This window comes from Caulifigura coniformis (assembly GCF_007745175.1).
GTDB classification, from domain to species: Bacteria; Planctomycetota; Planctomycetia; order Planctomycetales; family Planctomycetaceae; genus Caulifigura; species Caulifigura coniformis.
Map to the genome: position 1 here is coordinate 926,693 of NZ_CP036271.1, position 26,210 is coordinate 952,902.

16 protein-coding genes are annotated in these 26,210 nt (G+C 59.0%); 10 read left to right on the plus strand and 6 right to left on the minus strand.

Annotated features, from left to right (window positions below):
• Positions 1-373: 373 nt before the first annotated feature.
• The 10 genes from Pan44_RS03715 (at position 374) to galT (ending at position 17,878) form a co-directional block, all read left to right on the plus strand.
• Positions 374-1,270, plus strand: a complete 897-nt coding sequence (locus Pan44_RS03715) for a hypothetical protein (protein WP_145027375.1) — start codon at positions 374-376, stop codon at positions 1,268-1,270.
• A 20-nt stretch (positions 1,271-1,290) separates the two neighbouring features.
• Positions 1,291-1,662: a hypothetical protein gene (locus Pan44_RS03720; protein ID WP_145027377.1), complete on the plus strand. Its 372-nt coding sequence runs from the start codon at positions 1,291-1,293 to the stop codon at positions 1,660-1,662.
• Positions 1,663-1,706: 44 nt separating this feature from the next.
• Positions 1,707-2,033 (plus strand): heavy-metal-associated domain-containing protein, encoded by a 327-nt coding sequence (locus Pan44_RS03725; protein WP_145027379.1) that lies wholly within the window; start codon positions 1,707-1,709, stop codon positions 2,031-2,033.
• Positions 2,034-2,188: 155 nt separating this feature from the next.
• Entirely contained in the window at positions 2,189-4,405 is a 2,217-nt protein-coding gene (locus Pan44_RS03730) for an efflux RND transporter periplasmic adaptor subunit (RefSeq protein ID WP_197453824.1), read from the plus strand.
• Positions 4,406-4,414: 9 nt separating this feature from the next.
• On the plus strand, positions 4,415-7,819 hold the full coding sequence (locus Pan44_RS03735) for an efflux RND transporter permease subunit (RefSeq protein WP_145027383.1): 3,405 nt from the start codon (positions 4,415-4,417) through the stop codon (positions 7,817-7,819).
• Between the two features lie 347 nt (positions 7,820-8,166).
• Positions 8,167-8,562: a hypothetical protein gene (locus Pan44_RS03740; RefSeq protein WP_145027385.1), complete on the plus strand. Its 396-nt coding sequence runs from the start codon at positions 8,167-8,169 to the stop codon at positions 8,560-8,562.
• Positions 8,563-8,817: 255 nt separating this feature from the next.
• Positions 8,818-11,580: a cation-translocating P-type ATPase gene (locus Pan44_RS03745; protein ID WP_145027387.1), complete on the plus strand. Its 2,763-nt coding sequence runs from the start codon at positions 8,818-8,820 to the stop codon at positions 11,578-11,580.
• The gene (locus Pan44_RS03750) at positions 11,577-13,223 is read left to right on the plus strand and encodes an efflux RND transporter periplasmic adaptor subunit (RefSeq protein WP_197453825.1); all 1,647 of its coding nucleotides are present in this window, start codon (positions 11,577-11,579) and stop codon (positions 13,221-13,223) included. Before Pan44_RS03745 ends, Pan44_RS03750 begins: the two co-directional genes overlap by 4 nt.
• 18 nt (positions 13,224-13,241) lie before the next feature.
• A complete protein-coding gene (locus tag Pan44_RS03755; RefSeq protein ID WP_145027391.1) occupies positions 13,242-16,805 on the plus strand; it encodes an efflux RND transporter permease subunit in 3,564 nt (1,187 codons plus the stop codon).
• A gap of 59 nt (positions 16,806-16,864) precedes the next feature.
• On the plus strand, positions 16,865-17,878 hold the full coding sequence (gene galT / locus Pan44_RS03760) for a galactose-1-phosphate uridylyltransferase (protein WP_197453826.1): 1,014 nt from the start codon (positions 16,865-16,867) through the stop codon (positions 17,876-17,878).
• Positions 17,879-17,899: 21 nt separating this feature from the next.
• Here galT and Pan44_RS03765 read toward each other — a convergent pair whose 3' ends face one another.
• From Pan44_RS03765 to Pan44_RS03790, 6 genes are all read right to left on the minus strand, one after another.
• Complete coding sequence (locus Pan44_RS03765; RefSeq protein ID WP_197453827.1) at positions 17,900-19,114, minus strand: TolC family protein; 1,215 nt, start codon at positions 19,112-19,114, stop codon at positions 17,900-17,902.
• Positions 19,115-19,791: 677 nt separating this feature from the next.
• The gene (locus tag Pan44_RS03770) at positions 19,792-20,274 is read right to left on the minus strand and encodes a DUF305 domain-containing protein (protein WP_145027397.1); all 483 of its coding nucleotides are present in this window, start codon (positions 20,272-20,274) and stop codon (positions 19,792-19,794) included.
• A 1,392-nt stretch (positions 20,275-21,666) separates the two neighbouring features.
• The gene (locus tag Pan44_RS03775) at positions 21,667-23,835 is read right to left on the minus strand and encodes a heavy metal translocating P-type ATPase (protein ID WP_197453828.1); all 2,169 of its coding nucleotides are present in this window, start codon (positions 23,833-23,835) and stop codon (positions 21,667-21,669) included.
• A gap of 124 nt (positions 23,836-23,959) precedes the next feature.
• The gene (locus Pan44_RS03780) at positions 23,960-24,268 is read right to left on the minus strand and encodes a heavy-metal-associated domain-containing protein (RefSeq protein ID WP_145027399.1); all 309 of its coding nucleotides are present in this window, start codon (positions 24,266-24,268) and stop codon (positions 23,960-23,962) included.
• 94 nt (positions 24,269-24,362) lie between these two features.
• The gene (locus Pan44_RS03785; RefSeq protein ID WP_145027401.1) at positions 24,363-25,502 is read right to left on the minus strand and encodes an ABC transporter permease; all 1,140 of its coding nucleotides are present in this window, start codon (positions 25,500-25,502) and stop codon (positions 24,363-24,365) included.
• Between the two features lie 2 nt (positions 25,503-25,504).
• The gene (locus Pan44_RS03790) at positions 25,505-26,203 is read right to left on the minus strand and encodes an ABC transporter ATP-binding protein (protein WP_145027403.1); all 699 of its coding nucleotides are present in this window, start codon (positions 26,201-26,203) and stop codon (positions 25,505-25,507) included.
• Between the last annotated feature and the right edge of the window lie 7 nt (positions 26,204-26,210).

Here is a 26,210-nt window from a genome sequence, read left to right on the forward strand (position 1 = left end):
GAATTGCCCCTGCAAACATAAGCGACAGCTCGCTGATGTCGGAGCGACTGTGAGCATGGACGCTTCAGTGCAGCTGCAACATGGGCTTGTTGCGCTGGTTACTGAAGATCATTGCGAAGTCGCGCTGGAAATCGCGCCGCTGCTGGCCCGACGTGAGGCACAACAAGAGTCTGTCAGGGCACTACCGCGCACAGATCGCGTTGCGCTTTCTCAACTACTGCTCTGCTAGTCAGCTGACGCCGGTCCCTGCTTCGGGATTCGAGTTCTTCAGCTGTCACTAATCTCTTCAATCGGCTCTTGGTGTGCGCGCATTCCCGCGCGCTCACTTCTCCATGAGGCATTGATTGCCTCCGATGCCAAAGGACTGAATTCCATGCAGACACGACCACGGCTCGGCCAAGTGGCCGCCCTGTTTCTATTCGCCTCGTTACCACTGATCGCGGTTCTCGGATGCAATTCCAGTCGCGACCCGCAGACGAGCAGCACCGTCACGAATGAAGAGAAGGCCGCGAAAGCGACCGACGAACCGAAGTCTGACACGCCGTCAGCCGACGCCGAGCATGCGCACAAGCCCGGTGCCCATGGTGGGCTTATCGTTTCCATCGGCTTGGACAGCTATCACGCCGAAGCAGTTGTTGAGCAAGGCGGTGCTCTGAAGCTGTTGATGCTCGGAAAGGATGAATCCCGAATCCTTGAGGTCGAAAAGCAAACCCTTAAGGCCTACGTCAAAGCAGCGGCCTCGTCTGAGGCAGTCCCGATCGATGTCGCCCCAGTCCCTCAAGATGGAGATGCCGCAGGAAAGACCTCGCAGTTCGTTGCCCAACTCCCTGAGGAACTTAAAGGCAAAGAACTCGACGTCACCATTCCCAACATTCGCATCAATGGGGAGCGGTTCCGCATCGGCTTTACCACGCGCCAAGAAAACCACGAACCCGGACATGCTTCGATGCCGGGCGGTGTGGCTTCCGCCGACGAGCGTGAGCTGTATTTGACTCCCGGCGGCAAGTACACGCTTGCCGATATTGCGGCCAACGGAAACAAGACCGCCGCGGAGAAGTTCAAAGGCGTCGCCTCGAACCACGATCTGAAGCCGAAAGTCGGTGACCGGATTTGCCCCGTGACGCTCACGAAGGCCAATCCCGATTTCACGTGGGTCATCGATGGACAGAACTACCAGTTCTGCTGCCCGCCATGTGTTGATGAATACGTGGCGATGGCGAAGACCAAGCCAGAAGAGCTGCAGCCAGCCGACTCATTTGTGAAGAAATAACTTCAGCCATGGGAGAAACCATGATTCGTAGTTCCGTGTTCCTGTGCTTGCTCCTGACGGTCGCGTTCGCATGGATGGCCGGTTGCCAACGCGCCTCCGAGCGTCCAGCTGGCTCAAGCAGCGCGACGAAAAGCGATTCCATCGCTGCGAACCTCGCCAAGCTCCCGCCCGAAGATCGAGCAGTCGCCGAAGCCCAGGGCTACTGCGCTGCAGAGCCTGAGAATCCTCTGGGCGGGATGGGCGTTCCGATCAAAGTCATGGTCAAAGATCAGCCTGTGTTTGTGTGTTGTGCCGGCTGCGAGAAAAAAGTGTTGCGTGACGCGGATGTCACTCTCGCGGAGGTCGCCGATTTGAAAGCTAAGGTCGCCGCCGAAAAGGCAGCGAAGCCCTAATCCAGTTTGTTCACCCTTTGAAGTTTCGAAAGGAGTTTTTAGCGATGCGAACGTTACTCATGGTCCTTGGGGGTGTGATTGCAGCAACGGGACTGCTCCCAGCCGCGGATGCCCCTGTCGAAAACACCACGATCACCGTCGAAGGCATGCACTGCGCGGGTTGTGCCAAAAACCTGTCTACGAAATTGAAGGCAGTGAAGTGTGTGAAAGGAGCGGAAGTCGACCTCGCCACTAAGACGGCCAAGATCACTCCCGCTGACAAAGAAAAGGTCTCTCCCAAAGCCTTGTGGGAGACGGTCGTGAAGGCCGGCTACAAGCCGACCAAACTTGTCGGCCCGTCCGGCACGTTCACGGAGACACCTGGAGCGTGAAGCAGACGAAACACCCGATCGTCCGCCGTTCGGCGGCGATGCTCCCCAAGCCCCGTAGCCTAGGCGGACGATCGGGATTTGATGCGATGTTCATCCATTCTAGGAACCGTGCACAGCCAGAGCTGGCCGGCACGGTCCCAAGGCAGGCATTTCCAGTGAATCGGACATTCGCGCTGGTTCTCGGAGTTCTCTCCTTTTTTGTTGTTGCCCCTGCGGGCGCTCACGAAGGACATGCACCGCTTCTCACGCGCGGCGCCTCGATCGATCCTGCTACGGGCGTGCTGCGGTTGAGCCGCGAAGCGCGTTCGATCCTCGACGTGATGACTGAGGAAGTCACCGAACGGAAAGTCGAAGGCCATTGGTTTGCTTACGCAGCGATCGAATCACCATGGACCGGAAGTGCCTTCGTAAGCCCGTTACTGGCTGGACGGATCGTGAAGCTGCATGTGCAGCCGGGCGAGAATGTGAAAAGCGGGCAGCTCCTGGCCGAACTCGACAGCCAGGAACTCCAGCAGCTGCGCCAAGAGCTGCTGACTGCAAAAAATGCTGCCGACTTGGCGAGCGACACGGCAAAACGTCTTGATTCTGCTGCCAACGCCGGCGCGGTCGCCGGCCAGCAATTGCTCGAAGCCCAGAATCAGGCAGCCCAGGCCGCGAACGCTTTGTCAGTCGCCCGACGCAAATGGCTTGCGCTCGGCTTGGAAGAATCTCGACTGGACGGCGTTCTTAGCGGCGTTGATCAGCAGCCGGTTTACATGCCGATCATGGCACCCATCGAAGGTGTGGCCAATCATGCCGATCTCTCCGTTGGCAAAATCGTCGCCCCTCAGGAGCACATCTTTGAGATCGCCGACCTTCGAACACTGTGGCTGCGAATTCGAATCCTCGAAAAGGACTTTGACCGAATACAAATCGGGCAAGTGCTCTCCTTCACGCTCTCAGCGCATCCGGGCAAGAGCTGGTTAGCGACAGTGGACAAACTCGGTGCTGCTCTCGATCCGGAAACACATCTGGCCGACGCTTGGGCGACAGTCACAAATCCGATGCCAGACGACATCCGGCTCATGCCGGGCATGCGAGGTCAGGTTCAGATTAGTCAAACAAACACCGTCAGCCGCGTTGCCGTACCCACTGCCGCCGTCTTTCGCGATGGAGCTGAGCGGTTCGTTCTCGTCGAGCAGACCTCCACCAAGGAGAGCTCGGAGTACAAGAAGCAGAGCATCGTCACAGGACAACAGAGCGGGGGATTTATTGAACTCCGCGGCGGCAAACTCTACCCCGGCGATCGCGTCGTCACTCAGGGCGGCCACGAACTGGCTGTCTTCTTCACCAAGGGATCGTTGCGCCTGAACGAGGAGACTGCAAAGGATATCGGGCTTTCCCTGGCCAGTGTCTCCGGACGACTCATCGAAGATGTGTTTGACGCCGACGGCGCAGTTGATGTCCCGACGGACCGGCGATTCATTGCTTCATCCCCGCTCAATGGAGTCATCGAACGCATTCGGATCGACCGGTCACACGCCGTCCGGAAAGGCGATGTCATCGCAGAAGTGAAGTCCTTGGAGTTTCACAATCTGCAACTTGAACTTCTGGGAGCGACACTGGATCAACAACTGCAGTCGACTGTTCTCGAAAAACTGAAGCTTTCTGGCGACAGCATCGCGAGACGGCGTTTCCTTGATGTTGAAGCCGCAGAGCGTGATGCAGCGTTTCGGATTGAAGGAACCAGGCGCCGTTTGGCTGCGCTTGGAGTGACAGAAGAGGAGCTGAGAAAGATCCAGACTGACAGCCAACTTATGCCGACGCTTCCACTGCGTGCGCTGATTGACGGTACCGTTGTCACCTTCACCAAAGTGCTCGGTCAGGTGGTGCGGCCGGAAGAACCACTCTTTGAGATCCATGATTTGTCAAAGAGCTTCGTGGAGGCGTTCGTCGCCGAGCGGGATTCAGGACGCGTGCAAGTCGGCCAGCCAGTCCGCATTCGCCTGGTTTCTGATCCGGAGGCGGTGCTTACCGGGCGGGTGATCCGGCTCGGCCACACCGTCGGCACGGCGAGCCGCACTCTCTCGGCGTGGATTGAAGTTGAAGGCGACGGCATGCAGCAGCGTCCACACAATTCCCTTGCTCGTGTGACGTTTAAGGCCGGAGAGTCCCCAGCCAGGACGACAGTTCCGTTGAGCGCCCTGCTTCAAGAGGGGAATCGACGCTTCGTCTTCGTTAAAGGTGGAGACGGGACGTTTGCTCGCCGGCCGATTTCAGTCGGCCGCAAAGATGACCGCTTCGCAGAGATTACCCATGGATTGGCTGGGGGAGAGACGGTCGCCGTACGCGGCGTCTTCCAGCTTCAGACGGGATACGCAGCGATTCGCTGAGAGGCCTCGATGTTGAATGCGATCATATCGTGGTCCCTCCACAACCGCGGAATCGTTCTGATTCTGGCGGCGACCGTCTTGATTGCGGGCGGCTACCAGCTCTCGCAGATGCCGGTCGATGTGTTTCCCGACCTGAATCGGCCTACGGTCACCATCATGACCGAGGCGCCGGGCCTGGCTCCTGAAGAGGTCGAAGTCCTGGTCACTCGTCAGCTGGAATTCCTTCTGAACGGGTCCACTGGCGTTCAACGTGTCCGCTCAGCTTCGGGCATCGGCCTCTCGATTGTCTGGGTCGAATTCGAATGGGGTACCGACATCTACCGCGACCGACAAATCGTGGCAGAAAAGCTGCAGGTCGCTCGCGACCGTTTGCCCCAGGACGTGAACCCCGTTCTTGCCCCGATCTCTTCCATCATGGGCGAGATCATGTTGCTCGGCTTGCGGTCGACCAAACCTACCTCCACGCCAGATGAAGCGTCGTCAGTCGGCATGGAGCTTCGAACCTTGGGCGAATTTGAGGTCAGAAACCGGCTGTTGGCCGTCGAAGGAGTTTCCCAAGTCACGGTCATGGGAGGCGTGTTCAAGCAGTATCAAGTCGTCACGTCTCCAGCGCGTCTTGCGGCACAGAACGTCACGCTACAGCAGCTTGTCGATGCAGCCACAAAGGCAAACGTGCTGGCCGGCGGCGGCATTGTCGTCCGGGAGCCCCAGGAATCACTGCTTCGAATCAGCGGACAGAGCCTGGCACTTGAGGATCTGGAAAACACGCCAGTGGTCTGGAGAGAACCACGGCCGGTGTTGATTAAAGATGTCGCGAGTGTGCAGTTCTCGGGCCCGGTCAAACGAGGCGACGGAAGCGTGCAGGTTAAGGAAGGCGAGCGGGTGGTTGGCGGTCCGTCGGTCATCCTCACTGTTCAAAAGCAGCCCGGAGCTGACACGCTTGTCCTTGATCGCAAAATCTCAGAAGTCCTCGATCAGCTTGAGCTGGAATTACCGGAGGATGTCGAGATCGAGCGGCGGATTTTCAAGCAAGCCGATTTCATTCGCGCGGCCGTCGACAACGTCATTGAAGCCGTCCGTGACGGGGCCATCTGGGTAGTCGTGGTGCTGTTCCTTTTCATGTGGAACTTCCGAACGAGTATCAGCTCGTTAACGGCGATGCCGCTTTCGATCCTGCTGACCGTGCTTTGCTTCTGGTGGTTTGGCATCACGATCAACACGATGACACTCGGCGGGATTGCTGTCGCAATTGGCGACCTTGTGGACGACAGCATTGTCGACATCGAGAACATCTACCGCCGCCTAAAAGAGAACATCCACAAGGCCGCTCCTGAGCCGGCGCTCAAAGTCATTTATGACGCTTCCAGCGAGGTCCGAAATTCGATCGTCTACGCAACGTTGATCGTGATCCTAGTTGTCTTTCCACTCTTCTCGATGGGCGGATTGGAAGGGCGAATGTTCGCCCCTTTGGGAATTGCGTACATCACCTCACTACTTTGCTCGCTGGCAATCTCACTCACCGTCACTCCTGTCCTCGGCTATTACCTGCTGCCGGGTGCGAAGTTTCTTGAGGAGCGAAGCGATCCACTGCTGCTCAGGTGGCTTAAAGCTGTGACTTCGAGGGTGCTCCATATCACCCTTCGCCACTCAACGGCCGTCCTGCTGACAACGTGCATTGGCGTGCTGTTGTCAGTGACGTTGATCTTCTGGATGGGCGGTGAGTTTCTTCCCCCCTTCAATGAGGGAACGCTCACGATCAGCCTGCAGACCGAGCCCGGAACAAGCCTCGATGAGAGCCAACGAATTGCCGCCCGTGCGGAAAGGCTGCTGCTTGAAGTTCCGGAAGTATTGGCCGTTTCGAGACGAACCGGCCGGGCAGAACTGGATGAGCATGCCGAGGGCGTCAACTCTTCCGAGATTGACGTACGCCTTCTCGAACACGAACGGCCGAAGCCCGGTGTACTGGCCGGCATTCTGCGTCTGATTCCAGTTGCTCATCTCTGGGGGTTCGAATCCCAAGGCCGCGACCGCGAGGTTGTCCTAGCGGATGTGCGAGACCGGATCACGGCGATTCCCGGAGCAAAGGTGAATATTGGCCAGCCAATTTCCCATCGCCTTGATCACATCATGTCAGGCGTGCGCGCTCAGATTGCGGTCAAGGTTTTCGGTACGGATCTTCAGGAGCTTCGCATCGCCGCACAGGACGCCTTCACCGAGATGCAGAAAGTCAAAGGTGTTGTGGATCTGCAAATGGAGCCTCAGGTCGAGATCCCGCAAATCCGCCTCCAGGTAAAACGCGAGGCGGCCGCGCGACACGGGCTTGCTCCAGGAGATGTCGCGGAGCTGTTGGAGATTGCTTACAAGGGGCGAGTCGTCTCGCAAGTTCTCGACGAAGACCGCTACTTCCAACTTATGGTCTGGTTCGATGAACCATCGCGGAGCAATCCTGAAGTCATCGGACAAACCATCCTTCAGACCCCGTCCGGCAGGATGGTCGCGCTGAGCGAAGTGGCTGAAGTCCTGGACACCACCGGTCCGAACACGATCAATCGAGAGCACGTTCGCCGCCGAATCGTGGTGTTCTGCAATGTGCACGATCGCGATTTGGCCGGTGTCGTTGCCGACATTCGGCAATCCCTGAAGCCCCTGGAGGAACGACTCCGTTTGTTGCCGGGGAACTACTACATCGAGTACGGAGGCCAGTTCGAGGCGCAACAGGACGCGAGCTTTCGACTGCTCGTTCTTGGCGGAGCGTCTGTCATCGGCGTCTTCTTATTGCTTTGGAAATGCCTGGATTCCTGGCAGGCAGCACTGCAGGTGTTGGCCAACATCCCGCTGGCCGCGATGGGATCGGTTCTGACCCTGCTGATTGTCAACTGGCCGGAAGCAAGCAAATTGGCTGCAGTGCACTGGTGGCAGTGGCCGCGAGTGTGGGCAGAAGCGACCAGTCTGTCAGTCGCCCATTGGGTCGGCTTCATCACCCTGATCGGGATTGTCAGCCGCAACGGCATCATGATGATTTCGCACTACATTCATCTGATGCAAAACGAGGGGGAGTCGTTCTCGGAACACATGATCATCCGGGGCAGCCTAGAGCGTCTTGCGCCGGTGATGATGACCGCAGCGACCAGCTTTATTGGTCTCCTGCCATTACTGTTCGGGGCCGGACAAACAGGCAAAGAGATCCTGCACCCACTGGCCCTGGTCGTCTTTGGGGGGATGTTGACGTCCACGCTGCTCGACCAACTCGTGACGCCAGCGTTGTTCCTGCGATTCGGCAGGCGCATCTCCGAATCGCGAAGTTCGACCATGAGTTCGCTGAGCAGGGACAGCCACGGCGGTGTCTCTCCACCGCAACCAGGGCAAGAGCCCGCTGGCGAGCAGGGAGCGGAATTTCGCAATCCTTCAGTGTGACTATGCAACGCGTGCGAACTCGCACACATCCTCAGGTCGCTTCGCCTCCGTACAAGAAAGGTGGGTGCACAATGTATTGACACCAGCGCGTAGGACAAACATCCCTGACTCTTTCGTCAACCGGCATTCCGCCCGTTCCGGACATTTTTGATCTACTTGGAGAAAAGCACATGTCATGTCGCGTCCTGATGATCACTCTCGTAACCGTTGGTGCGGTCCTTTCCACGTCCCTCGCTAACGCCCAGCAAAAGTCCAATTTCCCTGGGAAGCCCGCAAATCCGGGCCGCCAGGAAATGAGCAACTCGTATCGTGCACAGGGGTCTTTCTCACGGGGCTACCGTCCTTCAATGACGTATAGCTACCAGAATTCGGCTCGCTCGCACGCCCAAGCCCTGTCGTCGCAGGGGCAGGCGGTGAAGAAGATCGATCCACAGACCGCGAAGGAGCATGTCGCTGAGGTCAAGAAAAACGTTGCGGCCGCGAAGACGGAATTGACCAAGATCGACATGGAAGCAGCCAAGAAGGCGGAGATCGTGCAGCACATTGACGCCATGAAGAAGCATTATGAAGCGGCCGAAAAGTGCTGCAGCGATGCCGATCACCACATCGAAGCGAATGCGGAAAGCGGGACCATTGCCTCGTGCTGTGCGGACATGGATAAGCACCTGGCCGCGGCGGAGGCGGAGCACAAGAAGCTGATGGAGCTGCTGCACATTGAGCTGCCGAAGCCGGCTGCAAAATAGGGGAGCGCAATGTCGGACGACGCTCTGCGAGAGCACGACAAACCCGTCGACTCCTTGACTGAGCGCTGTTAACAGACCTTCCGGCGGCTGGCCGGAAGGTCCCTTTCTTAGTCAGACAAACAGGCGAAGTCCTCAACGTTGTCATAGTGTTGTCAGGCAGCGACGACCAGAAACACGCTCGCACTCAGTCAGCATGCTTGTCGACGGCGAGTGTGGGACCTCGTTCTTCTCCGTTTCGTTTCCGGATGGTCGCCGATGCCGGGTCACACGCTTTTTAGCCTCTCGACCGAACAGGCTGTATTGCAGCTTCGCGCCAATGCTGAGCAGGGACTTTCCACAGTGGAGGCCGTGGAGCGCCAGAAGCAAAGCGGCTTCAATCAGCTCACGGAAGCAGCACCTGAGCCAGCGTGGAAGCGACTCTTTCGTCAGTTCCAGGATCTGGTCATCTGGATCTTGATCGCCGCGGCAGTCATCTCTGGACTGCTGGGGGAATGGGTCGACACGTTGGCCATTCTCGCAATCGTCGTCCTCAATGGCGTGATCGGGTTTCTTCAGGAGCAACACGCGGAGCTGGCGATGTCGGCCTTGAAAAAACTGTCGGCGCCGACCGCCAAGGCGCTCCGAGATGGCGTTCTGCAGTCCTTGCCCGCTCGGGAGCTCGTCCCTGGCGACATCATTGAAATCGAGGCCGGGGACAACGTCCCGGCCGATGTGCGGTTGCTGAAGGCGTTCAGCGTGAGCGTGCAGGAAGCAACGCTGACAGGAGAGTCCACGTCTGTCGAGAAGGAGGCTGATGTCGTTCTCCCGGCCGAGACGCAACTCGGTGACCGTCGAAACATGGTTCACATGGGCACCATCCTGACGACCGGCAAGGCTTCAGGCATGGTGGCCGCCATAGGCATGGAGACAGAGCTGGGACAAATAGCTGGGATGCTGGCTCGCCATGAACTGGAACTCACTCCACTTCAAAAGCGGCTGGCGAAGTTAGGACAAGTCTTGATTGGAGTCTGCCTGGCGATCGTTGCGCTCATCTTTGCCTTGCAAGTGATGCGTGGCGGCAGCCTCCTGGAGGCACTGCTTGTGTCGGTGAGTCTCGCTGTCGCCGCCGTTCCAGAAGGTCTACCGGCTGTCGTCACGATCACTCTCGCACTTGGCCTGCAACGCATGGTGAAACGTAAGGCACTGGTGAGAAAACTGCCCAGCGTGGAAACGCTCGGTTCGGTCTCGGTGATTTGCTCTGATAAGACTGGCACCCTGACTCGCAACGAAATGACCGTCAAGGCGATCGTGACGAGCTCCAAATCCTACCAGGTGACCGGAGGCGGTTACGCGCCCCGTGGCGACTTCTATCAGACGTCCGATTCAACTCTGGTCGACGACGAGGCTCTTCCCAAAGTCGCCCGGACGGTGAATCCCGAGACGGATCTCGACCTCCGTCTGGCGCTCAAAATTGGCGCCTGGTGCAATGGCGCGCAGGTCGCGCCGCAATCGGACGGAGATGGCGTCTGGCAGGTCATCGGCGATCCGACGGAAGGTGCACTGGTCGTCGCGGCCATGAAAGGCGGACTGAGTCCGTCTGCTCGGAGCGGCGAAATCACGTATGAGCTGCCGTTTGATTCGAACCGAAAGATCATGTCCGTGGTCGTTCGGGAACCCGGAGGCACGTCGCTCTACACAAAAGGCGCTCCCGAAAGCGTCCTGGCTCGCTGCGACCGTATCCATCGGTGGGGTGTGGCGGAGCCGCTGAGTGAAGATGATCGCAGGCGGGTCCTGGCCTCAAGCATTTCTTTGTCATCGCAAGCGTTGCGTGTGCTCGGGGTGGCCTACGGTCCAGATCCACGGGAACCGGGCAGTACCGATCTCGAACGGGAGCTGGTGTTCTGCGGGTTAGTGGGAATGATCGATCCGCCTCGCGAAGAGGTAAAAACCGCGATTGCAACCTGCCGCTCGGCCGGAATACGACCGGTGATGATCACAGGCGACCATCCGGCAACCGCACTGGCGATTGCCAAGCAACTCGGACTGACAACCGGCCCTGAACATTTGCTGGCCGGTCAGGAGCTGGCCCAGATGACGGATGCTGATTTGGCCGGCGTGATCCACGACATCTCCGTGTACGCGCGGACAACGGCAGAACACAAATTGCGAATCGTCCGAGCCTGGAAATCACGCGGAGACGTCGTCGCCATGACTGGCGACGGTGTCAACGACGCACCGGCGGTGAGAGCCGCCGACATTGGCATCGCGATGGGCATCACCGGAACTGATGTCACCAAAGAGGCATCCGACATGGTGCTGCTGGATGACAACTTTGCATCAATCGTCAGCGCCGTCGAGGAAGGGCGGGGGATCTACGACAACATCCAGAAGGCGCTCGTATTTCTGTTGTCGTGCAACTGTGGTGAGATCCTGTTGATGCTCGGTGCCAGCCTGCTCGGCTGGCCCGCACCGCTTCTGCCGATCCAATTGCTATGGATCAATCTTGTGACGGATGGCTTGCCTGCTCTAGCCCTGTCCTTCGAGCCGCCCGAACCCGGCGTGATGAATCACCCGCCGCGCCAAGCGAACGAATCAATCCTGTCCCGAAAACTGGGCATTGCAATCCTATTCCAAGGCCTGCTGGTCGGACTGGTCGGCCTGCTCGCCTTCGGTCTGAGCTTGCGGCACCGGCCTGACGATGTTGATCGCGCGCGAGCAATGGCATTCTGCGTACTCGTCTACGCCGAACTCTTCCGTGCACTCGGCGCTCGGAGCCAGACGCTGACGCTACGGCAGCTCGGATTCTGGAAGAATCCTCATCTTCTGCTGGCGATCCTGGTTTCTGGACTCCTGCAAGTGAGTGTGGCCATTGTTCCGTTTACCGGGCGCGTGTTTGATGTCCCCCCTCATACGTGGTCCGAATGGGGCACAATCATTCTGCTGGCACTCACGCCCTTGATCGTGGTCGAACTCGTCAAAGAGCTCCGTCAGGTCATCCACGTCGATCATGTCATCACTCCGGATGGAGTCACCTCATGAAATGGAAACCGTTCGTCCTGAAGACGGCGACTGGTCTGGGGCTGTTGGCCGGGCTGGTGGCGTTGATTGCGTGGTGGCCAAAGGCCACTGGGAAGGCGACGACCAGCGACACGTGGACGTGCTCGATGCATCCGCAGATTCGATTGCCGAATCCTGGCCCCTGTCCGATCTGCGGGATGCAGTTAATCCCCGTGTCCCAGTTGCCAAACGCGAGAGAGGACCTGGAAACGCGAGCCGGGTTGGAAGTCGAGCAGATCCAGACGCGCAAGCTGTTCAAGGAGATTCGAACAGTTGGCAAGCTCGACTACAGCGAACGGCAGGTGGAGCTGATCACGGCGCGCGTCGCAGGGCGCGTTGATCGCGTCTACGCCGACTTCACCGGACTGGATGTCAAAAAGGGCGACCACCTCGTCTCGATTTACAGCCCGGAATTGTATTCGGCTCAGAACGAATTGCTGCTGGGGCTGGACGCCAAGGAAAAGGAGAAGGCGACAGCGCTGAGTCCGCGCAGCTTGGCCGAGTCCCGACTGGAGGCGTCGCGGACCAAGTTGCGGTTGCTGGGAATTCTCGACGAGCAGATCAAAACGATTGAGTCGACGCGGGAAATCGCCCCCCACCTCACAATCTACGCGCCGCTCGGTGGCACGGTGATCGAAAAGAATATTCGCGTCGGCCAGTATGTCGACGCCGGAGATCAGCTGTATCGCATCGCCAATCTCGATCCGATCTGGCTGTATCTCAACATCTACGAGTACGACGTCGCCTGGGTGCGTTTCGGGCAGGCTGTCGACATCACTCTGGAGGCTTTTCCGGGCGAGACATTCCACGGCACGGTCACGTTCATCGATCCGTTTCTCGATGATGCAACGCGAACGATTCGCGTTCGCGTGAACATCAAGAACACGGAACGTCTCCTGAAACCGCAGATGTTCGCGACGGCCACGATCCATGTGGGACTGGGAGATGACGGCACTCCCGAACCCACCGGTCTCGAAGGGATGTATGTGTGCCCGATGCATCCGGAGGTCAAGCAGCCGGATCCGGGCAAGTGTCCCTTCTGCGAAATGCCCCTGGAGAAAGTTCCCGAGCGACGCCGCGAATCACGAAGAGAGCGCGCTGCACCAGGGCCGTCGCCGTCGAATCACCGGCATGCCGCTGGTAGTCCAGATCAGACGGTCCCCACTCAATCGACAGATCCGACTCCTCCAGCAGTCACGCCGACGACCCCGTCGAAGCAGACGCACGTTGGCCACGAAGAGCACAAGGATGCACCGCCCCTAACACAGGCACCTGCAGGCGATGGGCTGCTCGCGATTCCGGTTTCGGCCGTGCTCGATACCGGACGGAGGCGGATTACCTACCGGTTGACTGGGGCCGGTGCATACGAACTGGTTGAACTGAAGCTTGGACCACGAGCCCGATCGACCGACGAGTCGGGTAAGGAACGCGAATACTTCCTGGTGCTGGAGGGAGTCACCGAGGCAGATCGCGTCGTCACACAAAGCGGTTTTCTGCTGGACAGTCAGCGGCAGATTGAAGGCATGCCGAGTTTGCTGTTTCCGACGGGACAATCGGGAACGAACTTGCATGCGGGCCACGGCGGTCAACCGAACCCGGCCCCCGCAGCGGCACACCAGCATTGACGCCTTGAGAGTGAGCCCATGGTCAACCTCGTGATTGGCTGGTGTCTACGGAATCGGTTTTTCGTGATGCTCGTGACCGTCATTGTGATGGCCATCGGGTACTACGCGATCACCAATATTCCGATCGACGCCATTCCGGACATCGGTGAGAAGCAGGTCATCGTGCTGGCCGAGTGGCCGGGCCGCTCCCCGCAGGACGTCGAAGACCAGATCACGTATCCGCTGACGGTCGGCCTGTCCGGGACTCCCGGCGTGAAGACAATCCGGTCGTTCTCGGGCTTCGGCTTTTCGATGGTGTTTATCGTCTTCAAAGATGAAGTCGATTACTACTGGGCTCGATCGCGCGTGCTGGAGCGCATGAATGTTGCTGCGGGCCGCTTGCCTCAAGGCGTGTTGCCAACACTGGGCGCGGACGCGACTGCCCTCGGGCAAGTGTTCTACTACACGCTGGAAGCCGAAGGGGCCGATCTGGCGAGCCTCCGGTCGCTGCAGGACTGGTACATCCGCTACCAGCTTCAGGCCGTGGAAGGCGTCACGGAAGTGGCGACGCTCGGCGGATATGTCCGCGAATACCAGATCGACGTCATTCCAGAGAAACTCCGAGCGCATCGGGTGAGTCTGATGGACGTCTTCGAAGCGGTTCGACGCAGCAACATCGACGTCGGAGCCAAGGTCGTCGAAGCCAACCGCTATGAGTTCTTCGTTCGCGGCAAAGGCTTTGTCCGCGGCGTGCAGGATCTTGAAAACGTCGTGATTCGGCAGGAGGAGGGGACGCCGATCTACGTCAAGAATGTGGCGACGGTCCAGCTCGGCCCCGAATTTCGGCGCGGCGCGCTCGACAATGCCGGTCGTGAGGCCACGGGCGCCGTCGTGTTGATGCGGTACGGCGAGAACCCGTTGGCGGTCATCAATCGCCTCAAGCAAAAGATCTCCGAGATCGCGCCCGGGCTGCGCGTGACCTTGCCGTCTGGAAAGTCGGTGCCGGTCAAACTTGTGCCGTATTACGACCGTACGGACATCATCCACGAAACCATGGCGACGCTCCGCGATAACCTGATCGAAGAGTCGATCGTCGTGACGCTGATTGTCGCCCTGTTTCTGCTGCATCTGCGCAGCACGCTTACAATTGTTCCGACGCTGCCTGTGGCACTCGCCATGAGTTTTGCGGCGATGTACTGGCTGGGCGTGGACAGCAACATCATGTCGCTGGCCGGATTGGCCATTGCGATCGGTGATGTCAGCGACATGGGCATCATCATGACGGAGAACATCTATCGCCGGCTGACGACAGATCGCGGTCGGCCCTACTTCGACGTTGTGTACGACGCCGCCACAGAAGTCGGCGGGGCCATCGTGACCGCGGTCGTCAATACCGTCGTCTCCTTCATTCCGGTGTTCGCGTTGACGGGCTCTGAAGGCAAGATGTTTCGGCCGCTCGCTTATACCAAGACATTTGCAATCGCGGCGTCGGTGATTCTCGCCATCACCGTCGTTCCAGTTCTTTGCTACTACCTGTTGAAACCGGTCTCCTGGCCTCGCCGACGTGCGCTGTTGTTCGGCGGCGGGGCAGCGCTGGCCACATTGATCGTCATGCGGCTGACGATCACAGGTTTTTTCCAGCTTCCATCCGCGTGGAGCGGCTGGCCGACGACGCTCGGCGTGGCCTGCATGGTTGGCTTAATGGTTTACCGGATGGGACGCGAGCGACTCATTCCGCTCGATGAGAACCCCGTCTCGCGCGGGATCTTCCGGATCTACAGACCAATCCTGAGCTGGGTGCTGAACAATAAGGCGACGTTTCTGGTGCTCCCCACGGCGGTCATCGCCCTCGGTTTTACGGTGTGGCTGGGTCTGGATGTCGTCGGTGCCCCCGTGTCATCGCTGTCGAGATCGATGGGCTACGACGTCACCATGACCGTCGCCTGGCAACGACTCAAGCAAACCTTTCCGGGCATCGGGCGGGAATTCATGCCTCCGCTGGACGAAGGCTCGTTCCTCTATATGCCTTCAGTGCTTCCCTCGGCTTCCTTAACGATCGCGGAGGAAGTGGTGAGGCGGCAGGACATTGCCATTCGCGATGTGCCGGAAGTGAAGGACGTTGTTGGCAAAGTGGGACGAGCGGAGTCATCGCTCGACCCCGCCCCCATCAGCATGATCGAGACGATCGTGACGCTGCGGCCGGAAGAGGAATGGCGAGTGCTGCCGGATCCGCGTTGGCACAGCGACACGAGCTGGCTGGACTGGTGCCGGCCTGCTCTGCGAACTGTCTGGCCGGAAGAGCGCCGGATCACCAAAGCAGAGATTCTTCAGGACCTGAACCGACAGGCCGCGATTCCCGGTGTCCTGCCCACCTGGCTCCAGCCCATTCAGACGCGACTCGTGATGCTGCAGACGGGATTCCGCGCAATGATGGGCGTGAAGATCTATGGCTCCGACCTCCACGAGATTGAACGAGTCGGGCTGCAGATGGAGCAGATCCTCAAAAAGGTGCCGGGGACCGTCGATGTCGTTGCCGACCGGCTCGTGGGCAAGCCGTATCTGGAGTACGAGATCAACCGCGAGGCCGCCGCGAGGTATGGCGTCAGCATCCGCGATATTCAGGACGTCATTGAAATTGCCATTGGCGGCGAACAAATCACATCCACCGTGGAAGGGCGGGAACGATACCCGGTTCGTGTTCGTTATCCACGCGAAATGCGAGAACGATTCGATGATCTCGAGCACGTCCTCGTCCCAACGGCGTCAGGGGCGCAGGTTCCGATCGCCCAGGTCGCGAAGTTGGCCTACAGCATCGGACCACAGGAGATAAAGAGCGAGGATGGCCTGCTCGTCGGATACGTGACGTTGAACACGCGAGATCGCGATGAGATCAGCGTCGTTGAAGATGCCGAACGACTGCTGCAAGCCGAACGAACACGCAGCGACGGACAGGTGGCCGCGGGTCGGCACGCAGAGGCAACGCTCATCGTGCCGCCAGGTTATTACTGGAAATGGTCAGGACAGTTTGAGAATCAACAGCGAGCGATGGAGCGGCTCTCGATTCTGATGCCGCTGGTTCTCCTGGCCATGGTTTTCTCGGTGTATTTTGCCTTTGGAAAATGGTGGCTGGTCTTGCTGGTCCTGATGGACATCGCGGTCTCCATCTCGGGAGGGTTTATCGGCCTGCAGCTTTATGGTGCAAATCTGAGCGTCGCAGTGTGGGTGGGCTTCATCGCTCTGGTGGGCGTCTCAGACGACGACAGTGTGGTGATGCTGACCTATCTCGAAGACCTGTTTCGTGAGAGACATCCGGAGACCGTCCAAGGCGTTCGAGACCTCGTCATTGAGGCGGGACTGAAGCGGATTCGCCCCTGTCTGATGACCACGGTGACGACGGTCTTCGGCCTGGCCCCAATTTTCCTGCACGCGGGACGTGGCTCGGACATCATGCAGCCCATGGCCATCCCGAGCGTTGGTGGCATGTCCGTGGCTCTGATCACGCTGTTCGTGATTCCCTGCCTGTACTGCCTTGTCAAAGAGTGGCAGCTCAAGCAGCGAATACGAAACAGAACACCGCAGAACGGCGAGGTCGCGCACTCATGACAACGTCGCCGAACCCCAGTTGAGACGACAATCACCGTTGGAGAATGAAGCGACCCCCCATGTCCTTACTTCGCCAGGATGTGACCACACACGACTGGGTCATTTTCGCTCCGGAACGAGTGCGGCGCCCGCACGACTGGAAGAAGTCAGAGCACGACAGCGAAGCGCCGGGTGCCTCTCAGGAGGGGTGTCCGTTCTGTCCCGGAAACGAATCGCGGACAGGCCCGGAGATCTATGCCGTGCGCGGTGGTTCCGCTCGCGATACACCGGGCTGGAGCGTCCGCGTCGTTGCCAACAACTTTCCGGCACTCCGGATCGAAGAAGACCATCGGCGGAGCGAACAACGACTGCTGTTTCGTGCCATGGGCGGCTGCGGAGCCCACGAGGTCATCATCGAGTCGCCTGACCATGAGCGGTCACTTGCTGACCAGCCTGTTGACCAAGTCGAGCGACTGCTGCAGACGCTGCGGTTCCGATACATCGACCTGCTGGAGGATCACCGTTTTCAGGCGATCGTAATCTTCAGGAATCATGGTGAGCTCGCCGGGACATCGCTTCGGCATCCTCACTGTCAACTCATCGCGACTCCCGTCGTGCCGCAACTACTCCGGATCAAGCATCAGGTGGCGACGGAGTTTTTTGATCAAACAGGCGACTGCCTGTACTGCCGGCTGCTGCTTGAGGAACTTCGGGAGCCGGATCGAGTCGTCGTAGAAAACGCCGAGTTTGCTGCGATCGTTCCCTTCGCATCCCGGTTGCCCTTCGAAGTCTGGATCCTCCCCAAACACCATCAAGCGTCATTCGCCGGGGTTGACCCGCAACACTTGGGGCCACTCGCGGAAATCCTTCAAAGCGTCCTGCTCAGGCTGCATCGAGGACTCGACAATCCCGCCTATAACCTGACGTTCAACACAGCGCCTCGCGGTGACGAGAACAAGGCCTATTTCCTCTGGCACGTTCAAATCCTGCCGCGACTGACGACTTCTGCCGGCTTCGAATTAGGCAGTGGGATGTCGATCAACACGGTGCTGCCTGAAGTCGCAGCGAAGTTTTTACGGAACGTTGCAATCTGACGCGAACGAGATCACCGCCGCTTACGGCAGAGTCTCCTCGGGCGCGTCCGGTGCCGAAGGGGACGCAGCAGGCACTGGCCCGTGCGTCTCCAGAATCGGTTGGGCAACCAGCCGTTCCAATTCTGCGAGTCTTGACCGGTACTCCGTGACCGCCTCGTGGTACTGTTCCCGCAAATCGATTAGTTGGCGTTGGGCCTCCACCAATCGGAGGAAGTCCACGGTTCCGGCGACATAGCCAGCCTCTGCGGACTCAATGTTCGATTCCGCCGTCTTGAGTATGGACTGCTCATACAGTGCGACGACCTGACGACTGGCATCGAGTTTTTCCCACGTCGCTTGGACGTCATTCCGTGTCGCATCAACGGCCGCGGAGTACTCCGCACACATCTTGTTCAACCGGAACGTCGCCTCGTTGACTGCCGCGTGCCGTCGTGATTGGTTCAACGGGATGTTGACGTTCATTCCCACCATCGGCCGAAGCGGCTTCTCCTGCCAAAAAGCGTCGTAACGAGCCATGACTTCGAAGTCGGGATAAAACTCCTTGCAGGCAAGCTCGATCGCAGTGCGTTCGGACTGAATCCTCGCGGACATCGCCGTCAGATCCGGACGACAGCGAACCGCAATCTGGTGTAGCGCGGTCGCCGATAACACCGCCCGATCGGCGTCCAGACGCATGGGGGCCGGTGGCAGTGCAGTCTCCGGAGGACGATGCAGCAGCGTGTTGATCTTCGCCGCGGCGATCTGTTGTTCGCGCTGAAGCTCAATCCGTCGCCGTTCCAGCTGCGCCAGCTCCACATCGGTCTGCAACACATCCTGCTGAGTGACCTGGGCGGTCTCATACTTGGACAGGGCGGTTTCACGGTAGGCCTTCAACCGCTGCTCGCTGTCGTGCCGTACTTCGAGCTTTCGCGTGGCGAGATAGTACTCGTAGAAAGCCAGCTTGGCCGCCTCTGTCAGCCGCAGTTCGACATCTGCAACATCCCACTGGGCGGCCGTTTGTTCCCACAGAGCCGATTCTCCGCGAAGTGCCCGCTTCCCGGTCCAAGGGAGCTTTTGCGAGACGCCCACCATGTAAGCGCCGTTGACCTGATCCGATGCAAGCCCACGTGGTCCAATGATCGTTTCGAACATTGGATCGTCGAGAGCGATCTCCTGCGGATACCGTTGCGAGGTCGCTTGCCACGCCGCGATGGCGGCCTGCCGGGTTGGATTGCGGCGCAATACTTCCGACACCATCCAGTCGACAGAGAGCTCATCTACTCCGTCAAGGTGCGATACTTGATCTTGCGAGCTCTTCAGAGAGTCGCTTTCGAAGCTGATGGAGCGAGCCCGCTCGACGGAGTCTGACGGACGAGAAGCCCCGGCAAGTTCACCATCCGACGCCCTTTCGACGGGGGCTTCATCGGCAATCGAAGTGCTCTCCGGCGTCTGGCGGGGCTGACCAGCGAGCGGGATCGTTGGGCGCGCGGAGCGACACCCGGCGCAAACGAACAGGATCGCCAGCAGGGGGGCACGCATGCCGGTAGCGAGAAGGCCGCACATCAATCCGTCCTTGGATTGGGCTCCTGGGCGTTAGCGACAGGTGGGTTCGGGAGAGACCGTTCATCTCCGTCCCTCTCTAAAGATCGACTATCCGAGTTCATCAGCGCGGCAGTTTCGGCGCCGCCATCACAATCGGCACAACCGGAACCGGTTTTGATGACGCTTTCGGGGGACTGGCGTGTGCAAATTGCCACCAGTTCGCTCCCGAGAGGGTAAACGCAGCGACGAGTTGGATCGGTACCTGTCGCTGTCGTTGCGTCTAGGACGATTGGGCAAGGAGGTCCTGCATCTCCTTGCCTGATCGCCTTTTGGGATTCTCGACTGCTCGCTACGACCAGTCGAGTAAGCGGTCCTCACCAAGGACAAGGATGCTAAGGCTGCTTCTGACCGTACCAGTCGCGGCGCCATTTCTTCAGCTGCTCAATCTCCTTTTCCTGCGCAGCAATGATCTCCTCGGCCATCTTCTTTAGCTCCGGCCGATTAGCTTCCTTAAGCGCCTGCTGTGCCATCACCACAGCACCTTCGTGATGGGGAATCATCAGGTCGATAAAGCGCTTCTCGAACTCCGGATCTTTCTTGCCAAGGTGCTTGGCCATCATGTCGTTCATTTCCGACATACTTTTGACCATGTCTCCCTGCCCATGCGTCGCGTGCGGTTGAGTAGCTTGCGGGGCAGGAGCTATTCCAGCCGGCTTCTTGTCCTGGGCAACAACGGACGCGAGTAGAGTGAGCACGGCCAACGCGCTGGCAGCAAAAATAGTTCGCACGACTTCCTCCTTACGTTGCAAAACCGCAGCGGCTCCCCAAGCCCCGGAAGATTCCAGGATTGCACAATCTATGCCGACCTTGGCCATCAATCAGGTTAATTCAGAGCGATCGCGAAAAGCTTTCACAGCGTAGAAAAAAACCAAGCCTCCGCCGTAGACCGTCGATATACTCTGAGTGGGGAGCGATCGCGGCCGGAAAGGCGACGCGACGTCATGATTTCAACACTGGCGCTTCTGCGGGCCTCATGCGCTTGCTTTCTACTGGCGCTGACCGTCGTTTCTGGCATCCCGCAAGTGCGTTGTCGCTGTGTGGAAGCAAGCGGTAACAGCTTCTGCGGCTGTAACTTCGCCACTGAACACGCCGCTCCTTGCAGCCTCTTGGCTCCATGCTGTCGTGCGGCATTGTCTGCATCGCAACGGCGGACACACCAGTCCGACTCGGATACGCGCGGCAGTGAGCTGAACACTCACCACTGCAGAGGATGTTTCTACTTCCGCGACGGTTCAGCCCGAGACTCGGTCTCGCGCGCTGAAGCTGGTGAACAGACCGCCGGGTGCGCCGTCTCAGTCGCAGATTCTTCGACGGCATTAGAACAGCGGATTGTTCATGTTGTCTCGCCAGCCGATCTGCCGCCGCCTCCGGATCGGATCATTCTGCTTGGCCATTTGCTGATCTAGAAGCGCTGCACTGCAGAGGCGACCCAACCTCGCCTCCCGCGTTGCCGTTTCCGCTCTCTTACTCTCGCTAGCGCTCCGCGGTGGACTCCCGTCCCTGTGCGAGCCGTTATCGAACTTTTCCCATCGACCGCTCGGAGCTTGTGGCAAATCTCTGGGGAGACGCGTTACACGCTCATTTCCTGAAAGGCAGTTCCATGTTTTCCTTCAAGTCCATATCAACGACAGCTGCGCTTGTGACCGCAGGGCTGCTCACGACCTCCAGCCCGGCCTCAGCACAGTGCGGCCGCGTCCAGGGTTCAGAGGGCTCGGCGTATTCGGTACCGAACGCCGGGGGTAGTCAGGTATATCGCTACCGCAGCGGATACCAATTTGGCGGGTCACCGGCCGCCACGGGCGGGTATAGATACTCAGCCCGACCGTACGCATCGCCTGGCTTCATCGGTGAACAGAGTGCCTACCGTCGATCGCTTGGAAAGCCGCTGTAAGAGCGAGGTGAGTTAAACCAGCGGGCCCGCGACTGAGATCCAGTCGCGGGCTCCCTTTCTCAGCGAAGCATGACGCCAGATCAGCGAAATCTTCTGATCGGCTTCGGAGATCACACGCTGCGCGGCTCTCAGCCCATACAACCAGAACCGCGCTGAGTGCACAAAGAAGTCAAGTAGTGCCGAACTGATGACACCGCCAAGAATCGCGGTCGCGATCGGATACAGGCGATTCCTTCTGTCAGAGCGTTCATCAACACAAGGGCCAGACGTTCCGCTGGAAGCAGTTACTAACTCCCCTGCTGTTGTCCAGAGGACTTTACAATTGCGCACGCGGACTTGAGTTGAGTAATCGCAGGCCATTGAAGATTACGAGCAGCGATGCCCCCATGTCGGCGGCGATCGCAGCCCACAGGGAAGCGCGCCCGAACATGGTGAGCAGCAAAAACAGCGCTTTGACCCCGAGTGAGAAATAGATGTTCTGACGGATGATCGTCAGCGTTCTTCGAGAGTGGTGGATCAGCCAGCCCACCATCGACAAGTCGTCTCGCATCAAAGCCACGTCCGCCGTCTCCAGTGCCGCGTCTGTGCCGACAGTTCCCATAGCGATCCCCAGGCTCGCCAGCGCCATCGCCGGGGCATCGTTGACGCCGTCACCAACCATCGCGACATGTCCATATTTCGCGACAAGTTCCTTAATGGCGGCCACCTTATCCTCGGGCAGTAACTCGGTCCGCACCTCGTCGACGGCCGCGAGCCGCCCGATCGCTTCGCCAGTTCCCCGGTTGTCGCCCGTTAGCATAATGACATGCTCGACTCCGGCCTCACGAATCGACTCGACTGCCGCGCGAGCTTCCGGGCGAATCGAATCGGCCAGTGCAATCCAACCCAGGATTAGAGTGTTCGTGCCGAGAACAATGACACTGGAGCCGTCGTTCTCGACTTGAAGAATTCGCTCGTGCAGATTCCCTTCATCAAGCCGTCGTTCATCCAGCATCCGATGCGATCCCAGCCAGTACTCCACTCCGTCGACCTTGGCTGTGGCGCCTTTCCCTTTGATGGCTTGGAAGTCGTCGGCTGCGGCGGGCTCGATGCCCCGTGCAGACGCCGCCCTAAGCACCGCTCGCGCCAGCGGGTGCTCGGAGCGTCGCTCAATCGCTGCCGCAATCCGTAACACGTCTTCCGAATCATGGCCGGCGAGGGCCTCGACTTGCCGCACGCCGGGCTGTCCGATCGTCAACGTTCCCGTCTTGTCGATGGCCACCGCTTTCAGGTGAGCCGGTGCTTCGAGTGCCGGCCCACCCTTTACCAGCACTCCAGCCTTCGCCGCCGATGTCAATGCGGCGACGATGCTCACCGGTGTCGAAATGACGAGCGCACAAGGGCACGCAATGACTAGCAGAACTAGTCCGCGGTAAAACCACAGTCCCCAGATCCCGCTGAAGAGCGGCGGAAGAATCATCACCGCTAGAGCAGTCGCGAAAATCGCAGGTGTGTAATAGCTCGCAAACTTCTCAACCCACTGCTCGCTTGGTGAACGCTGGCTTTGGGAATCGCCTACCATTCGGATGATTCGCGAAAGCGTCGTATCGTTGGCCGGCTTCGTCGATTCGATTTCCAGAGCGCCTTCCTCGTTAATCGTGCCTGCAAAGACGACGGCACCCGGCGCCTTGGCGACCGGCAGCGACTCCCCGGTAATGGGAGCCTGATTGACTGTCGACTCTCCCTTGATGACTTTTCCGTCGAGCGGGACTTTTTCCCCCGGGCGCACGATGAGGCGGCTTCCGACCATCACGTCCGCGACCGGAAGAGTGCACTCTTGACCCGCGCTATCAATCTGCGTCGCGGTGTCCGGCGCGAGCGTCATAAGCGCCGCAATGGCATGCCGCGCCCGGGCGATACTCCACGATTCCAGTGCCAGCGACACGGCGAACAAGAAGGCCACCATTGCCGCTTCGAGGTATTCGCCGATCAGAACTGCACCGGTAACGGCGACGATCATCAGAAGGTTGACATCAGGCCGACAGCGGCGAAGAGCGTGCCAGGCCTTCGGCGCAACGAACCATGCTCCGCAGATGGCAGAGACCACATAAAGCAGTTTCACGGCCGGGGGCAAAGCCACCTCTTCGCCGCCACGAAAGGCCGATGAGAAACCTCGAATGGCTGTGTGCGCGAGAAAACCTGCTGCCAGCAATGCGCCGCTGGCGACTGTCATCGTCGTCCGACCCCAGCGTGTCCAGCCTCCCGCATCGCCGCCCGTCGGACCTTCCCCGTTCCATTGTTCCAATCTCAAACCGGTCAGCTGTGCGGCAATCTTTCCGATGTCATCCCGTGTGATCTGTGACTGGTCGAAGTCGACCGTCATTTTGCCGTTCAGAATGTCGAAGCCGAAGTTTTGCACGCCATTGAGTGAGTCCAACGCCCCCCGCAGCGCGGTTACCTCCTCAGCGCAGTCCATTCCGAACACGCGAAATTGCACTTGCTCCATCAGGCGTTCTACCTTGTAGGCCGCAGAGTGAAATGTCAGCTTGGTGTGCGTGCTTAAGGAAATTGAAAGGCCCCCGGACTGCTGAGGCCTTTCCTTTCGCTCGCATCGGCTGACCGAGGACCTATTAGCTCTTGGGCCGGGTTGTAAACGTCCCAGCCGGACTGACCATCTTTTTGGGGGTCTTGCTAATCTCCGCCATCGCATCCCAAAGAGTTGTTGCTTTTAGTTCTTTACCGGCGGCCGGCGTGACAGTCACCGTTTTCATCGGGATGTCGCATTCAATCTTGGCGACTCCGGGCACCTTCTCTAGCCGGGTCGTGATCTTCTTCACGCACCCGCCGCACATCTCGCCAACAGTCACTACGGTCGACTTTGCCGTATCCGAGGCGTTGCTGGGTAGACCGGTGAGACCAACGATCAGGCCGACCGTCATCAGGAGAATTCCTCGTCGACTTGAAGTCATTGCATTTCCATTCAGTGCATCCGTACTGAAACCATCCGTGCACCTCGCACGGATTTGAAAGAAGTTAACTGCGAAGAGCTGAAACGATGTCCGCTCGTCCCGCTTGCCATGCCGGAATCAAGCCGGCAACAACTCCCACCGCGGCTGAAACGACCACTCCCGTAATCGCAAGACGAGTGGACGGCAGAAACGAGATCAAGATTCCTTCGGTCCCCAGCGACAGTTGTGTGGCGTGCAAGGTGATCAGGGCAGCGGCAACGCCGACGAGTCCACCGATCAGGCTCACCAAGCTGCTTTCGGCGAGGACGAGCCGGAAGATGCGAAGACTCGTGCAGCCCAGTGTCTGCAGGACCGCGTGCTCATTGATGCGGTCCTGAACGCCCATTATCGTTGTCGTCGACACCAGAGCGAGCACCAATCCAACGCAGGCGAATCCCAGCAATTGCGTGAATCCAACCAGCTCGACCAGATCACCAACGGTTTTCGCCTGAAACACGCCCCGAGTACGAGTGTCCGTCGGTACCGGTCCGCCACGGTACAAGTCGTCGATGGTCGCTGCGATTTTCTTGGGATCAGCTCCCGGTGCGAGCGCCACTTCGACCTGCGTGCACGTGCCCACCGAAGCGAGACCTTTCGTCCGCTGCAGAAACTCCAGATGCGTGAAGATCATCGCGTCTTCACCGGGGGACGTGGATTTGAACACACCGGAAACGGTGACCGTCAACATGCCAATCGAAAACTTCTGGCCCAGCTTGAGTTTCCGGCGGTTGAACACCGATTGGCCCACGAGCGCCGCATCGCGCTGCTTCTCAAAGGTCGCCCAATCTCCTTGCAGGAGCGTGAGGTCGCGAAACGTGCGCAGCTTCTCCGGCGGCATGCCGTTGAAGACCACGACGTCCAGGCTCGCCCGACAATTGTTCATGTAGACCTTGATGGGAACCGCGTCCTTGACTCCTTCAATCTTGCGAATGCGATCGGCGTAACCGTCCTGCAGTTTGCTCGTGCTCGGACAAAAGCGATTGGCCTGAAAGACAATCAGCGACTGATCGGCAGCCTGATCGTTGGCCAGTCGGTCCATCCCCTCTTGGATTGCACTCACAAAGGCGAAAACGAAGAGCGCGACGGCAGTGCCGCTGACGGTGAGCGCCGTCCGCGTCCGGTGACGCCACAATGTTTTCAGGACGTACGGGGCAAATCGAAACATGGTCACACCTCCACCAACTCGCGCGACGCTTGCTCGACCAGCTGTCCGTTGATCAGCCGCAGGCGACGCGAAGCTGTCTGCGCTGCTTGGGCATCGTGCGTCACCATCAGCAGCGTCATTCCAAGCTCGGTGTTGAGCTGCTGAAGTAACTCCAGGATTTGCTGCGTAGTTTCCGAGTCGAGGTCCCCTGTTGGTTCGTCGCCGACGATGATCGTCGGGTTCGCGACGAGTGCCCGGGCGATGCCAACTCGCTGCTCCTGACCGCCGGACAACTGCCTGGGATAGTGGTCCGCACGGTCGGAAAGGCCGACTGCTTCCATTGCGATTTGCACTCGGCGCTCTCGCTCCGCCCGTGATAGGGGCAGCAGAAGTAGCGGCAACTCCACGTTTTCCCAGGCGGTGAGGACAGGCACCAGATTGTGCATCTGGAAGATGTAGCCCACGTTCTCGGCCCGCCACTTAGCGAGCCTGGTTCGTGAAAGCTGCGTGATCTCTGTGCCGTTCACCACGATTCGTCCCTTAGTCGGACGATCAATGCCTGCGAGCAGATTCAAGAGCGTGCTCTTACCGGAACCACTCGCTCCCATCAGGGACAGGAACTGTCCGCGCTCGACCTGAAGGCAGGCTTCCTTCAACGGCGTGATGATCTGGTCACCTTTGCGGTATTCCTTGGTGACGTGATCGACTTCAACCAGTGACATGATCGGT

Coding starts and splice junctions, on each gene's coding strand:
- Pan44_RS03715 (WP_145027375.1), top strand. CDS start 374: ATGCAGACACGACCACGGCTCGGCCAAGTGGCCGCCCTGTTTCTATTC.
- Pan44_RS03720 (WP_145027377.1), top strand. CDS start 1,291: ATGATTCGTAGTTCCGTGTTCCTGTGCTTGCTCCTGACGGTCGCGTTC.
- Pan44_RS03725 (WP_145027379.1), top strand. CDS start 1,707: ATGCGAACGTTACTCATGGTCCTTGGGGGTGTGATTGCAGCAACGGGA.
- Pan44_RS03735 (WP_145027383.1), top strand. CDS start 4,415: ATGTTGAATGCGATCATATCGTGGTCCCTCCACAACCGCGGAATCGTT.
- Pan44_RS03740 (WP_145027385.1), top strand. CDS start 8,167: ATGACGTATAGCTACCAGAATTCGGCTCGCTCGCACGCCCAAGCCCTG.
- Pan44_RS03745 (WP_145027387.1), top strand. CDS start 8,818: ATGCCGGGTCACACGCTTTTTAGCCTCTCGACCGAACAGGCTGTATTG.
- Pan44_RS03750 (WP_197453825.1), top strand. CDS start 11,577: ATGAAATGGAAACCGTTCGTCCTGAAGACGGCGACTGGTCTGGGGCTG.
- Pan44_RS03755 (WP_145027391.1), top strand. CDS start 13,242: ATGGTCAACCTCGTGATTGGCTGGTGTCTACGGAATCGGTTTTTCGTG.
- galT (WP_197453826.1), top strand. CDS start 16,865: ATGTCCTTACTTCGCCAGGATGTGACCACACACGACTGGGTCATTTTC.
- Pan44_RS03765 (WP_197453827.1), bottom strand. CDS start 19,114: ATGGTGTCGGAAGTATTGCGCCGCAATCCAACCCGGCAGGCCGCCATC.
- Pan44_RS03770 (WP_145027397.1), bottom strand. CDS start 20,274: ATGGCCAAGGTCGGCATAGATTGTGCAATCCTGGAATCTTCCGGGGCT.
- Pan44_RS03775 (WP_197453828.1), bottom strand. CDS start 23,835: ATGGAGCAAGTGCAATTTCGCGTGTTCGGAATGGACTGCGCTGAGGAG.
- Pan44_RS03780 (WP_145027399.1), bottom strand. CDS start 24,268: ATGACGGTCGGCCTGATCGTTGGTCTCACCGGTCTACCCAGCAACGCC.
- Pan44_RS03785 (WP_145027401.1), bottom strand. CDS start 25,502: ATGTTTCGATTTGCCCCGTACGTCCTGAAAACATTGTGGCGTCACCGG.
- Pan44_RS03790 (WP_145027403.1), bottom strand. CDS start 26,203: ATGTCACTGGTTGAAGTCGATCACGTCACCAAGGAATACCGCAAAGGT.